This is a genomic window from Streptomyces sp. NPDC090106 (assembly GCF_044747265.1).
Lineage (GTDB): Bacteria > Actinomycetota > Actinomycetes > Streptomycetales > Streptomycetaceae > Streptomyces.
This window is the reverse complement of sequence record NZ_JBIVDS010000002.1, coordinates 892,599-906,311: the sequence shown is the minus strand read 5'-3', so window position 1 is coordinate 906,311 and position 13,713 is coordinate 892,599. Positions and strand designations below refer to the sequence as shown.

The window sequence follows — 13,713 nt, the reverse complement described above, 5'->3', positions numbered from 1 at the left end:
GGCCGCTGGTCCGGCGGCCTGCTTCTACGCCCGGCGGCAGCCGGAGACGGCTACGGTCGGTCCCCGAAGATCGTGCGGTGCCAGTCCTTCTCGGCGACCGCGGTGTTGTCGAACATGACGTGCTTGATCTGCGTGTACTCCTCGAACGAGTACGCGGACATGTCCTTGCCGAAGCCGGACGCCTTGTACCCGCCGTGCGGCATCTCGCTGATGATCGGGATGTGGTCGTTGATCCACACGCAGCCCGCCTTGATCTCACGGGTGGCACGGTTCGCCCGGTAGACGTCCCGGCTCCAGGCGGAGGCCGCGAGTCCGTAGGGGGTGTCGTTGGCGAGTGCGATGCCTTCGTCGTCACTGTCGAAGGGCAGCACCACGAGGACCGGTCCGAACAGCTCGGACTGGACGATCTCGCTGTCCTGGGCGGCGTCCGCGACCAGGGTGGGGAGATAGTACGCGCCGTTCTTGAGATCGCCCAGAGGGGCTTCGCCACCGGTCACCACGCGCGCGTAGCCGCGCGCCCGCTCGACGAAGCCGGCGACCCGGTCGCGCTGGACGTGCGAGATGAGCGGACCGAGGTCGGTGCCGGGGGCGAAGGGGTCGCCGACGCGGACCGTCTCCATGAGGGCGGCGGTCCGCTCGACGAACGCGTCGTAGAGGGGCCGCTGCACGTACGCGCGCGTGGCGGCCGTGCAGTCCTGGCCGGTGTTGATGAGGGAGCCCGCGACGGCGCCGTTGACGGCCGCGTCGAGATCGGCGTCGTCGAAGACCACGAAGGGCGCCTTGCCTCCGAGCTCCAGGTGGATGCGCTTGACGGTGGCGGTGGCGACCTCGGCGACCCGCTTGCCGACCGCGGTGGACCCGGTGAACGAGGTCATGGCGACGTCGGGATGCCCGACGAGATGCTCACCGGCCTCCTTGCCCGTCCCGGTGACGATGTTGACGACCCCGGCGGGGATGCCCGCGTCCGTGGCCGCCTGGGCGAACAGCAGCGAGGTCAGCGGGGTCAGCTCGGCGGGCTTGAGGACGATCGTGTTGCCCGCGGCGATGGCCGGAAGGATCTTCCAGGCGGCCATCTGGAGCGGGTAGTTCCAGGGCGCGATGGACCCGACGACCCCGATGGGCTCACGGCGGACGTACGAGGTGTGGTCGCCGGAGTACTCGCCCGCGGACTGTCCCTGGAGGTGACGGGCCGCGCCGGCGAAGAAGGCCGTGTTGTCGACGGTCCCGGGGACGTCGAACTCACGCGTCAGCTTGAGCGGCTTGCCGCACTGGAGCGACTCCGCGCGGGCGAAGTCCTCGGCGCGCTCGGCGAGCAGCGCGGCGAACCGGTGCAGGGCGTCCGAGCGCTCGCCGGGGGTGGCGCCCGACCAGCCGGGGAACGCCGCGCGGGCGGCGGCGACGGCCGCGTCCACGTCGGCGGTGCCGGCCAGCTCGTAGACGTACACCTCCTCGCCGGTCGCGGGATCGACGACCGCGTGCGTACGGCCCGAGGTGCCGCGGGTGAGGCGGCCCGCGATGAACTGCGCGCCTTCGGCGAAGCGTTCCTGCGCGGGGAACCGCTGGGAGGTCTCCGCGCCGTCCGTGCCGTGCGCGCCGTCCGTGCCGTCCGTGCCTTTCACGGCGCCGGTGCTGTCCGCGGTGTCCGGGATGTGCATGTCGCTCTCCTCCGCCGCCGGCCCGCGTTCGCAGGCGGTGGGCGTAGCTCCAGCTCGATTTGAGTGCCGATCCTGACAGAGCAAGGGACGACCGACAAGGGATTCCGTTGTTGCCTTTTAGTTACGCAACGGAATCTGTCGACCAGGTGTCGAGTGCGGATGGAAAAGGGGGGACGGAATGTCAGTGGTGCCTGCCAGACTCGCATGCATGGGGAAGATCGATTCGCGGGACGCCCTGGTCAGAGCGGTCCGATCGGGTACACGAGTCAAGTATCTGCACTTCTGGGGGCACCGTCCCTCGGACGACGGCCGGATCGTGGCGAGCTGCCTGAGCCAGTGGTGGCCGTCACCGTTCGTGGTGGCGGGAGTGACGTATGCGACCGCCGAGCACTGGATGATGGCGGGCAAGGCGCGGCTGTTCGGGGACGCGGAGGCGGAGCGGCGCGTGCTGGCCGCCGGGCATCCGGCGGCGGCGAAGAAGGAGGGACGGCTGGTCAGGGGGTTCGACGAGGAGACCTGGACGCGTGAGCGCTTCGGGATCGTCGTCGAGGGCAGCGTCCACAAGTTCGCCGCGGACGACGCGCTGCGCCGCTTCCTGCTGCACACCGGTGACCGGGTGCTGGTGGAGGCCAGCCCGGTGGACCGGATCTGGGGGATCGGGCTCGCGGCGACGGACGAGGGGGCGTCCGATCCGGAGCGCTGGCGGGGCCCGAACCTGCTGGGGTTCGCGCTGATGGAGGCGCGGGAGCGGCTGGCAGGCCCTGGGGCCTGACCGACGGATCACGCCGCGGGAGCGGGGCCCGCATCGCCCGCCACGGAAGCGGCTGAGCGGCCACGCCTTCTACGCCGCGCCTTCTACGCCTCGGTTTCTCCGCCCCGCATCCGAGCCGCGCGCACCAGACCCCCGCTCACCGGCGACACCGGGCACCGCGGCTCAGGTCAGGATGATCAGGAGGCCCATGCCGACGCCCAGCACGATGCCCACCGCCCCGCAGATGATCCCGGCCAGCGCCTGACCGGCGTTGGTGGAGACGCCCCGCTTGGCCTTGCCGCGGCCGACGGCGCCGAAGATCACGCCCAGGACGCCGAGGACGATCGCGAGCGGCCACAGGCAGAAGACGATCGCCGACAGGACCCCGAGCACCAGACCCGCGGTGCCCATCCCGTTCTCCGGCATGGCCTGTCCGGGCCAGCCGTAGTAGCCGGTCTGGGGACCGCCGGGGTAGCCGTACCCCTGGGCGGGGGCCCCGGGGGCGGCGTAGCCCGCGTACGGCATCCGGCCGGGGCCGTCGGGGGCGATCGGCGGCGGGGGCACCGCTCCCGTGGGCGCCGCGAAAGGGTTCGGCGGGGTGGCGGCACCGGGGGCCGCGAACGGATTCGGGGGCGTGGCCGCGCCGGGCGGCGCGAAGGGGTTGCGCGGAGCGCCCGCGCCCGGCGCCGCGAAGGGGTCGGCCGCGGGACCCGCCGGGGTCGCGGGGCCCGGGCCGGCCCACGGCTGCGCGGCCGGGGTGGCATCGACGACCGTCACCTGGTCGTGCACGGAGGGCGGCGGCCAGGACAGCGGGTCGCCCGGGACGAGGGTGCCCGGGACGAGGGTGGCGCCGGGGCCTTCCCCCGTGGGCACGGACAGCGTCGGCGTGTCCCCCGGTGTCGTGAAGGGCGTGGCGTCCCCGGAGGGAGCGAGGGGCACGTCCTCGGCGGAGGCGGCCGGCGTGGGCGTGGCGTCCGCGACGGGCGGCGCCCAGGGATCACGCACGGCCGGCGGTTCCTGCTCGCGCTCGCGTTTGCCGAGCCCGACCTTCGGAGCCGTCCGCGGGTCCGCCTGCGAGGCCGACGGCGGAGTCGGTCCCCCGGTGTCCCGGGTCTGCGCCTCGTCGGACATGCCTGAGCCCCCTCTGTCGTACGTCCCGTCATGCTACGGCCAGAGCCACGGGCCCCGTGGCGGCGGCCTACGATGATCCCGAGTCACCGATCAGCCGATCACCCGCGCCCCGTCCGCCGCCGGTTCCCCGGCCGCCGGGGTGCCGTCCCGGGGAGGACCCCATGACCGACCGTCCCGTCGACGCCCGCGTCCCGCAGGACCCGCACGCGTTCATCGCCTCGCTGCCCAAGGCCGAACTGCATGTGCACCACGTGGGCTCCGCCTCCCCGCGGATCGTCTCGGAGCTGGCCGCCCGGCACTCCGACTCCCGGGTGCCCACGGACCCCGAGGCGCTCGCGGACTACTTCACGTTCACGGACTTCGCGCACTTCATCGAGGTGTACCTGTCCGTCGTCGACCTCATCCGCACCCCGGAGGACGTCCGGCTGCTGACGTACGAGGTGGCCCGGGACCTGTCCCGGCAGCAGGTGCGGTACGCGGAGCTGACCATCACCCCGTTCTCCTCGACCCGGCGCGGGATCGACGAGCGGGCGTTCATGGAGGCCATCGAGGACGCCCGCAAGGCCGCGGAGGCCGACTTCGGGACCGTGCTGCGCTGGTGCTTCGACATTCCCGGCGAGGCGGGGCTCGAAGCCGCCGAGGAGACGACCCGGCTCGCCACCGACGACCGGCTGCGCCCCGAGGGGCTGGTCTCCTTCGGGCTGGGCGGGCCCGAGATCGGGGTCCCCCGTCCGCAGTTCAAGCCGTACTTCGACCGGGCGATCTCGGCCGGGCTGCGCTCGGTGCCGCACGCGGGCGAGACGACCGGCCCCGAGACGGTGTGGGACGCCCTGACCCATCTGCGCGCCGAGCGCATCGGGCACGGCACGAACTCCTTCCGGGACCCGAAGCTGCTCACCCATCTCGCCGAGGAGCGCATCCCGCTGGAGGTGTGCCCGACGTCGAACATCGCCACCCGCGCGGTCCGCACGCTGGACGAGCACCCGGTCAGGGAGTTCGTGAAGGCCGGCGTGCTGGTCACGATCAACTCCGACGACCCGCCCATGTTCGGCACCGACCTCAACAACGAGTACGCGGTCGCCGCCCGGCTCCTGGACCTCGACGAGCGGGGCCTGGCAGAGCTGGCGAAGAACGCGGTCGACGCGTCGTTCCTCGACGCGGCCGGCAAGAACCGGATCAAGGACGAGATCGACACGTACACCGCCGGTTGGCTCGCGCCCTGATCCGGACACAATGGCGGCCATGCAGAACGTCATGGCAGTCGCCCACCGCGGCGACCCCTACCGGGCCCGCGAGAACACCCTCGACTCGCTGCGTTCCGCGTTCGCCCAGGGCGCGGACGCGGTCGAGGTCGACGTACGGCTGACACGGGACGGCGTTCCCGTGCTGCTGCACGACGCGACCCTGAAACGGCTGTGGGAGCACGACCGTCCGCTCCGGTCCCTGTCGGCGGCCGAGGTGCGGGGCGTCACCGACGGCGGTGTGCCGACGCTCGTGGAAGCGCTCGCGGCGGCCGACGGCGCCGGACGGATCATGCTGGATCTGCCCGGCGCCCCGGACGTGCCCGCGGTGCGCCGGATCGTGGACGCGGTCCGGGAGGCCGGGGCCGAGGAGCGGGTCTACTACACCGCCGACGCCCGCGCCATGCTCGCCGTGCGGGCCGTCGACCCGGCCGCCGAGATCGCCCTGACCTGCACGTCCCTGGCCCCGCCGCGGCCGGCACTGCTCGCCGCGGTGCGCCCGCGCTGGCTGAACTACCGCTTCGGCCTGCTCGACAAGGACCTCGCCACACGCATCCACCGCGACGGCTTCCTCGTCTCCGTCTGGACCCCGGACACGGTCCGCTCGATGCGCCGCCTCATCGCGGCGGGCGCCGACTCGATCACCACCAACCGCGTCGACGCCCTGTGCGCACTGCGCACGAGGGAGAACTAAGGCGCGTTGCAGAAGGTCGTGTCCGGGCAGGTCAGGGCCGCTCCGGGAGTGGTCCGATCACGCTGCGAGTGCGAGGTTGTGCATGTGGGCGACGGCTTGCACTGCGTGGTGGAGGCCGTTGCCGCGCTGGCGGCAGTCACGGAGGATCTTGTAGTACTTCATGCGGGCGAAGGCGTGCTCAACGCGGGCCGGCCGCGGACGAGGCCCCTCCAGCCACCGCGGGGAGAACAGTCGGCAGGCCCGGGCGCGGGAGGGGACTCCCGGAGGGGGACGGGCCCGGGCGCCCGCGACGACACCGTTCGCCCGCCACCTGCCCCCTAGGGGAAATCCCCCTCAACTCCCCTATTCACAGGCCTTGTTGGTCGAAACGGCGTGCATTCCTGACACGCTCGCCCTCATGTCTCTCCCCCGTAGAACCCTCCTCACCGCCGCCCTCGCCCTGAGCGCCGGCGCCCTGACCGCCACCCCCGGGTCCGCCGCCGCGCGGAGCGCCACCGCCCCCGACGCGGAGGCGCTGCGCGCCGCCATCGCCGGGCTGCCGGACGCCGACGCGACCGCCGCGCTCGTCCGGATCGGCGGCACGGACGGGAGCTGGCGGGGCAGCTCCGGGGTGCACGACCTGGAGAGCGGGCGGGCCGCCGACCCGAGGGCCCGTTTCCGCGCCGGTTCGACGACGAAGGTCGTCACCGCGGCGACCGTCCTGCACCTGGCCGCCGAGGGCCGCCTCGACCTCGGCACACCGGTCCAGCGCTATCTGCCCGGCCTGTTCACACCGGACTTCGCGCCCATCTCCGTACGGCAGTTGCTGAACCACACGAGCGGAATCAAGGCGGGTGACGGCTTCGACGACCCGTACGCCCACCGCTTCGACACCCTGCCGCCGGAGCGGGTGGTGGCGTCGGCGGTCGCCAAGGGGCCCGCGTTCACGCCGGGTTCCCGGCAGCAGTACCTCAACATCGGCTACACGGTGCTGGGTCTGCTGACAGAGAAGGTGACGGGGCACGCGTACGCCGCCGAGGCCACCCGGCGGGTGCTGCGTCCGGCGGGCATGCGGGACACGTACTTCCCGGGCACCGATCCGCGCATCCGCGGCCCGCACAACCGCGGTTACCAGACGATGACGGGCACGGACGGGACGACGACGCTCGTCGACGTCACCGAGTGGAACCAGGCGGACCGCCGGGCGGCCGGGGACATGATCTCGACCACCGCCGACCTGGAGCGGCTGCTGCACGCGCTGTTCCGCGAACGGATCGTGCCGGGACCGCAGTTGGAGGAGATGTTCACGGTCCCGGCGGACGTCCCGGGCGCGACCTTCAGCGCCGGGCTCCAGCGGATGGAGGTGGGGACGCAGGTCTACTGGTTCAAGACCGGGGCGCGGTACGGCTACAGCGCCGCGCTCGCCGCGACCCGGGATCTGAGCCGTACCGTCGTCTACTCGGTCGGGGACACGGACGCGAAGGACGAGTCGTCCAACCCCGTGATCGACCGGATCGTCGCCGCCGCGCTCAAATAGCGAGCACCGGGGCGGGAGTCGCCGCCGTGAGCCGCTCCAGCCGCTTGATCCTCCGTCGCACGACGTACAGCGGGATCACCCCGAACACCCCGAACGACATGTCGATCACGCTCCACCAGAAGGGGATGCCGCGCACCGGTCCGCAGATCAGCGCGAGCGGGATGATCCCGGCGCAGGCGATCATGCCGAACTCGACGACCCAGATGTTGCGCACCGGGTCGCGGTAGGGGCCGATGAAGGCGACCGCGATGACGAGGTGCGCGAAGGCCAGCCAGTCGGTGCCGTAGAGGAGGAAGGGGTAGTCGGCGTCGGCGGTGTCCAGGCCCTGGCGGACCCGGGTGATCCACTCCGACAGCGCGTCCGGGGCGGGCAGGTGCCTGAGCAACTCCTCGGTCCAGCGCAGTTCGTGGACGAGCGGGAAGGCCGTGGCGCCACTGAGCACCAGGCAGACGACGAAGAGAACCAACCAGACGCGAATGCCCTTGAGCAGGGCGGCTCTGTCGCTCATGGGAGGAGCGTACGCCTGTATTTGAACGTGTTCAAAAAAATCGCCCGGATGCGGGACCGGTCACAGTCCGACGATCGCGTTCCACCGCTTGGCGAAGTCGACGCGCTCCGTCGAGGTGATGTCCCGGGCGACGGCGAGCCGTTCGCGCATCCCGGAGTCCGGGAAGATCAGCGGGTTCTCGGCGAGGGCGGCGGTCTCCTCGTCGTCGGAGGAGGCGAGGACGTCCTGGGCGGCCGGGACCGGGCACACGTAGTTGACCCAGGCGGCGAGTTCGGCGGCGACCTCGGGGTCGTAGTAGTGGTCGATCAGCTTCTCGGCGTTGGCCTTGTGGGCCGCCCGGTCGGGGATCATCAGGGACTCGGCCCACAGCTCGGCGCCCTCCTCGGGGACGACGAACCGGATGTCGGGGTTGTCGGCCTGGAGCTGGATGACATCGCCGGAGTAGGCCTGGCAGGCGAGGACGTCGCCGCTGACCAGGTCCTTGGTGTAGTCGTTGCCGGTGAACCGGCGGATCCGGCCGGCGCCGACCTGCTTCTCGACCTGGTCGCAGACCTGGTGGAAGTCGTCGGCGGTCCACTTCGTGATGTCCACGCCGTTGCCCTGCATCAGCAGCGCGAACGCCTCGTCGAGCCCGGACAGCAGGGTCACCCGGCCCTTGAGGTCGTCGGCCCACAGGTCGCCGACCTGCCGGATCTCCCGGCCGAGCCGGCGCCGGTCGTACGCGATCCCGGTGATCCCCGACTGCCACGGCACCGTGTACTTGCGGCCGGGGTCGAAGGCCGGGGAACGCAGTTGCGGGTCCAGGTACTTCGTGACGTTGGGCTGCCGGGCACGGTCCATCTCCTGGACCCAGCCGAGCCGGACGAACCGGGCGCACATCCAGTCGCTGATGACGATCAGGTCGCGGTCGGTGGACTGGTGGTTCATCAGCGCCGGACTGATCTTGCCGAAGAACTCGTCGTTGTCGTTGATCTCCTCGACGTAGTCGACGGCGATCCCGGTCTCCTTCTCGAACGCGTCCAGCGTGGGCCGCTTCGTCGAGTCGTCGTCGTCCGTGTCGATGTACAGCGGCCAGTTCGACCAGGTCAGCCGCTTGTCGGTGGCGGACAGATCGGCCGCGGCCCGGTCCCCGGGCGCCACGTACGCGGCCGGCACCCCGCACCCGGCGAGCCCGCCGAGCACCACGCCACCGCCGATCGCGCGCAGCAGACCGCGCCGGGAGAGCCGGGACCGCGCGGGTGCCTCAGATATGAACGCCATGACGGCAGCATGCCGCCCCGACCGGTGGGCGAACAATCGACAAGGTGTCTGATACACCTTCGCCCGCTGGACGCAGCGTCGATCCCGGACCGGGCCGGCACCGGACGGCGACACACGGCAACCGCACGCCCGTCCGCGCACGCCACGCCCGTCACCCCGCCCCGCCCGTCCCGTCCTTCCCGCCCGGCGCCCCCGGCAGCACCACCTCCACCACCAGTCCTCCCTCCGCCCGCGTGCGGGCCAGCACCCTCCCGCCGTGCGCGGCGACCACCGCCGCGACGATCGACAGGCCGAGGCCCAGGCCGTCGCGCCGTCGCACCCGCTCCGGTCCGCCGAGGCGCCGGAACGGCTGGAACAGTCCCTCCGCCTGGTCCGCCGGGATCACCGGCCCGCTGTTCTCGATCCGCAGCCCGGCCCGCCCCGCCGCGTCCACCCCCGTCCAGACGCTCACCCAACTCCCCTCCCCCTCACGGAGGTTGTGCCGCACGGCGTTGTCGGTGAGGTTGACGACGAGCCGCTCGATGAGCTGCGGGTCCCCGTGCACGGCCGCCGGTTCGAGCCGCGCGACGACCCGCACGCCCTCCCCCGGCAGCCGCTCCCGTACGACCTCCGCGAGGTCCACCGACTCGCGCCGCTCCAGGCCCCGTTGGCTGCGGGCCAGCGTCAACAGCGCGTCGATCAGACGCTCCTGCTCCCGCCCGGCGGCCCGGACCCGTACCAGCGCGGCGCGCAGGGCGTCGGCGGTGGCGTCCGGGTCGGCGAGGGTGACGTCGACGACGGCCTGCTGAAGGGTGAGCGGGGTGCGCAGTTCGTGCGAGGCGTTGGCCACGAACCGCTTCTGCGCCTCGAACGCGCCCTCCAGCCGGGCGAGTACGTCGTCGAAGGTGTCCGCCATGGCCTTCAGCTCGTCCTCCGGTCCGGCGACGGCCAGCCGCTCGTGGAGGTTGTCGGCGGAGATGCGGCGGGCGGACGTGGTCATCGTGCGCAGGGGCGCGAGCACCCGTCCGGCCATCAGCCAGCCGAGGGCGACCGACAGGACGGCCATCACGGCGAGCGCGATCCCGGCCTCGATGACCAGATCCCGCAACTGGTCCTGGCGGACGGCCTCGGCGACCGCGCTGACCGACGGCGGATCGAGCGTCGTGGCGACCGGGGCCTCCTGACCCGGCGCGGGGGCGTCGAGGCTCCCGCCGCCCGACGTGTACGTCCTGCCGCCCCGCGAACTCGCCGCGAGGAAGTAGGTGATGCCGAGCAGCAGCGCTCCGGCCACCACGAACAGCACGCTGTAGAGCAGCGTCAGCCGCAACCGGATACTGCGCGGCACCACCTTCGGCGACGACAGGGCCGGGAAGCGTCTCACGGGATCCGGTACCCCGCCCGCTCCACCGTCTCGATCAGCCGTGGAGCCCCCAGCTTGCGCCGCAGCCTGCTCACCGTCACCTTCACGGTCTGGCTGAACGGATCGGCGGCCTCGTCCCACGCCCGTTCCAGCAGTTCCTCCGTCGACACGACGGCCCCCTGCGCCCCGAGCAGCAGTTCCAGCACGGCGAACTCCTTGGGGCTGAGCGCCAGTCGGAGTCCGCCCCGGGTCGCCTCGCGCCGCGCGGGATCGAGCCGCAGCTCGCCCCGGACCAGCACCGGCGGCAGCGCGGGCTGCGCACGCCGCGCCAACGCTCTGATCCGCGCGACGAGTTCGGCGAACGCGAACGGCTTCGGCAGATAGTCGTCCGCGCCGAGTCCGAGACCCGAGACCCGGTCGGCCACCGTCCCGGACGCCGTCAGCATCAGCACCCGCACCCGGCTGCCGCCCTCGGCGAGGGCCCGGCACACCCGGTCGCCGTGCAGCCCGGGCAGATCGCGGTCGAGCACGACGACGTCGTAGCCGTTGATCCCGGCACGCTCCAGCGCGGTCGCCCCGTCGAAGGCGAGGTCCACCGCCATGCCCTCCCGGCGCAGCCCCCCGGCCACGGTCTCGGCGAGCTCCTCATGGTCCTCGACCACCAGCACACGCATGCGGGTCAGTGTGGCGGGGCCGGGGTTACAGCGCGATAAGCCCGGCCGTTCCCGTGCGGTAACCGCCCCGACGGTTGGCTGGGTCCGTCAGCACGACATCCGCACGACGACAACGGAGGAACCCATGCGCGCACTGACGACCCGGCCACGGCGTCTGGCGGTCGCCCTCGCCGCCTTGTCCGCCGCCGCGCTCGGCACGGTCAGCGCCTCGGCGGCCCAGTCGCCCTCGCCGTCGCCCTCGTCCACGGGGAGCGGCTCCGGCGGCGGTCACCCGGGCAGGGGCGGTTCCGCTCTCGCGGTGTCCTACGAGCCGACCGGGAACGCCCCCGACGACGTCAACGCCGTCAACGACGACTTCGCCGCCTGCATGAGCCGGTACGGGGTGGCGACGGTCCCCGTCTTCCACGCCACCAAGGACGCGGACGGCAGGGTGACCCTCCGGGTTCAGGGCGGCGCCGAGAAGGAGGGGACGGCCCCGTCGCCGAAGAAGTTCCGGAAAGCCCTCAAGCACTGCGCGCCGATCCTCGAGGAGGTCGGCCTCACACTCTCGACCGACGCCTCCGGACTGCCGCCGCTGCAGGCACCGGGCCACGGCCACGACGACGGCGGTCCGGGCACGAGCAGCGGCAAGGAGGACAGCGGCGCACCGTCGCTGAGCAAGCACGCCTGACGTCCCGCCGAGGAGGGGGAACGGGGCGGCCCCGGACGGTACTTACCCGTCCGGGGCCGCCTCGCGCGGCGCGCGCCGCGCCGCGCGCCGCACTCCGCGAGAAGGTGATCCCGAGGAGGTGATCAGCCGTCCAAGGACGTCATGACGTGCTTGATCCGGGTGTAGTCCTCGAACCCGTACCCCGAGAGGTCCTTGCCGTAGCCGGACTTCTTGAACCCGCCGTGCGGCATCTCCGCGACGAGCGGGATGTGGGTGTTGATCCACACGCACCCGAAGTCCAGCTTCTTGGACATCCGCATGGCGCGTCCGTGGTCCTTCGTCCACACGGAGGAGGCCAGCGCGTACTCGACGCCGTTGGCCCACTCGACGGCCTGGTCCTCGTCCGAGAAGGACTGGACGGTGATGACCGGTCCGAAGACCTCGTTCTGGATGATCTCGTCGTCCTGCTTGAGCCCGGAGACGACGGTCGGGGCGTAGAAGTAGCCCTTGTCGCCGACCCGTTGGCCGCCGGCCTCGACCTTGGCGTGGGCGGGGAGCCGCTCGATGAACCCGGAGACCTGCTGGAGCTGGTTGGGGTTGTTGAGCGGGCCGTAGAGCACGTCCTCGTCGTCCGGCTGGCCCGTCTTCGTCTCGGCGGCGGCCTTGGCGAGGGCCGCGACGAACTCGTCGTGGACGGACTCCTGGACGAGGACGCGGGTGGCGGCCGTACAGTCCTGGCCGGCGTTGAAGAAGCCCGCCACCGAGATGTCCTCGACGGCCTTGGCGATGTCGGTGTCCTCGAAGACGACGACCGGCGCCTTGCCGCCCAGCTCCAGGTGGACCCGCTTGAGGTCCTTGGAGGCGGACTCGGCGACGGACATCCCGGCCCGGACGGAACCGGTGATGGAGGCCATCGCCGGGGTCGGGTGCTCGACCATCGTGCGGCCGGTGTCGCGGTCGCCGCAGACGACGTTGAAGACGCCCTTGGGCAGGATCGCGCCGATGATGTCGGCGATGAGGACGGTCGACGCGGGCGTCGTGTCCGACGGCTTCAGCACGACCGTGTTGCCCGCCGCGATGGCCGGGGCGAACTTCCAGACGGCCATCATCATCGGGTAGTTCCAGGGCGCGACCTGCGCGCAGACACCCACCGGCTCACGGCGGACGATCGACGTCAGGCCCTCCATGTACTCGCCGGCGCTGCGCCCCTCCAGCATCCGCGCCGCTCCGGCGAAGAACCGGATCTGGTCGACCATCGGCGGGATCTCCTCGGACCGGGTCAGTCCGATGGGCTTGCCGGTGTTCTCGACCTCGGCGGCGATGAGGTCCTCGGCGCGCTCCTCGAACGCGTCCGCGATCTTCAGCAGGGCCCGCTGCCGTTCGGCGGGCGTGGTGTCGCGCCAGCCGGGGAACGCGGCGGCGGCAGCGGCCATCGCGGCGTCGACGTCCGCCTGCCCGGACAGCGGCGCGGTCGCGTAGGCCTCGCCCGTCGCGGGGTTGACGACCTCGGTGGTGCGCCCGTCGGCGGCGTCCCGGAACTCCCCGTCGATGTAGTTGCGCAGACGACGCAGCTCGCTGCTCACTGCCGGCCTCCCTGAATGCGAGAACTGTCCATACCTTGAGACACCCACCCTAATCACCCGGCCCGCGTTTTCAACACCCCCAACGGCACCAGTTCTGCGAAATCCGCAGATGTAACTCACTCAAACAACGAATTTCATCGCTACGGCCTTGCTAAAGCGACGAGACGTCGTGCAGAGTGAGGCCGTGGCCAGTCGAAGCGCAGACCCCAGGGACTCCCGGGACTCCCGTGATTCCAGGAACGGCACCCCTCATCTGGATGCCGTCTCCCTCGCCATCATCGAACAGCTCCAGGAGGACGGCCGCCGGCCGTACGCGGCGATCGGCAAGGCCGTCGGCCTCTCCGAGGCGGCCGTGCGCCAGCGCGTCCAGAAGCTGCTCGACCAGGGCGTGATGCAGATCGTCGCCGTCACGGACCCGCTCACCGTGGGCTTCCGGCGCCAGGCGATGGTCGGCATCCACGTCGAGGGCGACGTGGAGTCCGTGGCCGACGCCCTGTCCTCCATGGCCGAGTGCGAGTACGTGGTGATGACCGCGGGCTCCTTCGACCTGATGGTGGAGATCGTCTGCGAGGACGACGACCACCTCCTGGAGGTCATCAACCGCCGTATCCGCGCCATCCCCGGCGTGCGCTCCACCGAGAGCTTCGTTTACCTGAAGCTCAAGAAGCAGACCTACATGTGGGGAACCCGATAACCGTGAGGACCCGATAAC

General features: G+C 71.8%; 13 protein-coding genes and 1 pseudogene. 6 read left to right on the top strand and 8 right to left on the bottom strand.

The window, feature by feature from the left end:
* Nucleotides 1-50 precede the first annotated feature (50 nt).
* A complete protein-coding gene (locus tag ACIPSE_RS09670) occupies nt 51-1,655 on the bottom strand; it encodes a gamma-aminobutyraldehyde dehydrogenase (protein WP_401659550.1) in 1,605 nt (534 codons plus the stop codon).
* A gap of 208 nt (nt 1,656-1,863) precedes the next feature.
* Between ACIPSE_RS09670 and ACIPSE_RS09665 the strand changes: the two genes are divergently transcribed.
* Nucleotides 1,864-2,427 carry an NADAR family protein gene (locus ACIPSE_RS09665; protein WP_401659547.1) on the top strand — a complete coding sequence of 188 codons (564 nt, stop codon included), beginning with the start codon at nt 1,864-1,866 and terminating at the stop codon, nt 2,425-2,427.
* 162 nt (nt 2,428-2,589) lie between these two features.
* On the opposite strand, the gene ACIPSE_RS09660 is transcribed toward ACIPSE_RS09665, so the two are convergent.
* Entirely contained in the window at nt 2,590-3,537 is a 948-nt protein-coding gene (locus ACIPSE_RS09660; protein ID WP_401659545.1) for a hypothetical protein, read from the bottom strand.
* Nucleotides 3,538-3,698: 161 nt separating this feature from the next.
* Between ACIPSE_RS09660 and ACIPSE_RS09655 the strand changes: the two genes are divergently transcribed.
* On the top strand, nt 3,699-4,760 hold the full coding sequence (locus ACIPSE_RS09655; protein ID WP_401659542.1) for an adenosine deaminase: 1,062 nt from the start codon (nt 3,699-3,701) through the stop codon (nt 4,758-4,760).
* Between the two features lie 19 nt (nt 4,761-4,779).
* Nucleotides 4,780-5,472, top strand: coding sequence for a glycerophosphodiester phosphodiesterase (locus tag ACIPSE_RS09650; RefSeq protein ID WP_401659539.1), 693 nt, complete (start codon nt 4,780-4,782; stop codon nt 5,470-5,472).
* A gap of 57 nt (nt 5,473-5,529) precedes the next feature.
* Here the strand turns inward: ACIPSE_RS09650 and ACIPSE_RS09645 are convergent.
* A pseudogene (locus tag ACIPSE_RS09645) lies at nt 5,530-5,661 on the bottom strand (IS5/IS1182 family transposase); the annotation flags it as partial.
* Nucleotides 5,662-5,869: 208 nt separating this feature from the next.
* Between ACIPSE_RS09645 and ACIPSE_RS09640 the strand changes: the two are divergent.
* A complete protein-coding gene (locus tag ACIPSE_RS09640; protein ID WP_401659536.1) occupies nt 5,870-6,988 on the top strand; it encodes a serine hydrolase domain-containing protein in 1,119 nt (372 codons plus the stop codon).
* Here the strand turns inward: ACIPSE_RS09640 and ACIPSE_RS09635 are convergent.
* The 4 genes from ACIPSE_RS09635 to ACIPSE_RS09620 form a co-directional block, all read right to left on the bottom strand.
* Nucleotides 6,981-7,496: a hypothetical protein gene (locus ACIPSE_RS09635; RefSeq protein WP_401659534.1), complete on the bottom strand. Its 516-nt coding sequence runs from the start codon at nt 7,494-7,496 to the stop codon at nt 6,981-6,983. The genes ACIPSE_RS09640 and ACIPSE_RS09635 overlap by 8 nt on opposite strands.
* Nucleotides 7,497-7,556: 60 nt before the next feature.
* Nucleotides 7,557-8,756: a spermidine/putrescine ABC transporter substrate-binding protein gene (locus ACIPSE_RS09630; protein WP_401659531.1), complete on the bottom strand. Its 1,200-nt coding sequence runs from the start codon at nt 8,754-8,756 to the stop codon at nt 7,557-7,559.
* A 151-nt stretch (nt 8,757-8,907) separates the two neighbouring features.
* Nucleotides 8,908-10,116: a sensor histidine kinase gene (locus tag ACIPSE_RS09625; RefSeq protein ID WP_401659528.1), complete on the bottom strand. Its 1,209-nt coding sequence runs from the start codon at nt 10,114-10,116 to the stop codon at nt 8,908-8,910.
* Nucleotides 10,113-10,769: a response regulator transcription factor gene (locus ACIPSE_RS09620; protein ID WP_401659526.1), complete on the bottom strand. Its 657-nt coding sequence runs from the start codon at nt 10,767-10,769 to the stop codon at nt 10,113-10,115. The genes ACIPSE_RS09625 and ACIPSE_RS09620 overlap by 4 nt, the downstream gene beginning before the upstream one ends.
* A 124-nt stretch (nt 10,770-10,893) precedes the next feature.
* On the opposite strand from ACIPSE_RS09620, the gene ACIPSE_RS09615 reads away from it, so the two are divergent.
* Nucleotides 10,894-11,439, top strand: coding sequence for a hypothetical protein (locus ACIPSE_RS09615; protein ID WP_401659524.1), 546 nt, complete (start codon nt 10,894-10,896; stop codon nt 11,437-11,439).
* A gap of 122 nt (nt 11,440-11,561) precedes the next feature.
* Here the strand turns inward: ACIPSE_RS09615 and ACIPSE_RS09610 are convergent, their stop codons facing one another.
* On the bottom strand, nt 11,562-13,001 hold the full coding sequence (locus tag ACIPSE_RS09610; RefSeq protein WP_401659522.1) for a gamma-aminobutyraldehyde dehydrogenase: 1,440 nt from the start codon (nt 12,999-13,001) through the stop codon (nt 11,562-11,564).
* Between the two features lie 169 nt (nt 13,002-13,170).
* Here ACIPSE_RS09610 and ACIPSE_RS09605 point away from each other — a divergent pair, with 169 nt between their 5' ends.
* A complete protein-coding gene (locus tag ACIPSE_RS09605; protein WP_401659520.1) occupies nt 13,171-13,695 on the top strand; it encodes an Lrp/AsnC family transcriptional regulator in 525 nt (174 codons plus the stop codon).
* The last annotated feature ends 18 nt before the right edge of the window (nt 13,696-13,713 follow it).

Bases quoted from the DNA above. Each gene is read 5' to 3' on its own strand.
- ACIPSE_RS09630 (WP_401659531.1), bottom strand. From the start codon at position 8,756: ATGGCGTTCATATCTGAGGCACCCGCGCGGTCCCGGCTCTCCCGGCGC.
- ACIPSE_RS09615 (WP_401659524.1), top strand. From the start codon at position 10,894: ATGCGCGCACTGACGACCCGGCCACGGCGTCTGGCGGTCGCCCTCGCC.
- ACIPSE_RS09635 (WP_401659534.1), bottom strand. From the start codon at position 7,496: ATGAGCGACAGAGCCGCCCTGCTCAAGGGCATTCGCGTCTGGTTGGTT.
- ACIPSE_RS09670 (WP_401659550.1), bottom strand. From the start codon at position 1,655: ATGCACATCCCGGACACCGCGGACAGCACCGGCGCCGTGAAAGGCACG.
- ACIPSE_RS09665 (WP_401659547.1), top strand. From the start codon at position 1,864: ATGGGGAAGATCGATTCGCGGGACGCCCTGGTCAGAGCGGTCCGATCG.
- ACIPSE_RS09640 (WP_401659536.1), top strand. From the start codon at position 5,870: ATGTCTCTCCCCCGTAGAACCCTCCTCACCGCCGCCCTCGCCCTGAGC.
- ACIPSE_RS09660 (WP_401659545.1), bottom strand. From the start codon at position 3,537: ATGTCCGACGAGGCGCAGACCCGGGACACCGGGGGACCGACTCCGCCG.
- ACIPSE_RS09620 (WP_401659526.1), bottom strand. From the start codon at position 10,769: ATGCGTGTGCTGGTGGTCGAGGACCATGAGGAGCTCGCCGAGACCGTG.
- ACIPSE_RS09655 (WP_401659542.1), top strand. From the start codon at position 3,699: ATGACCGACCGTCCCGTCGACGCCCGCGTCCCGCAGGACCCGCACGCG.
- ACIPSE_RS09650 (WP_401659539.1), top strand. From the start codon at position 4,780: ATGCAGAACGTCATGGCAGTCGCCCACCGCGGCGACCCCTACCGGGCC.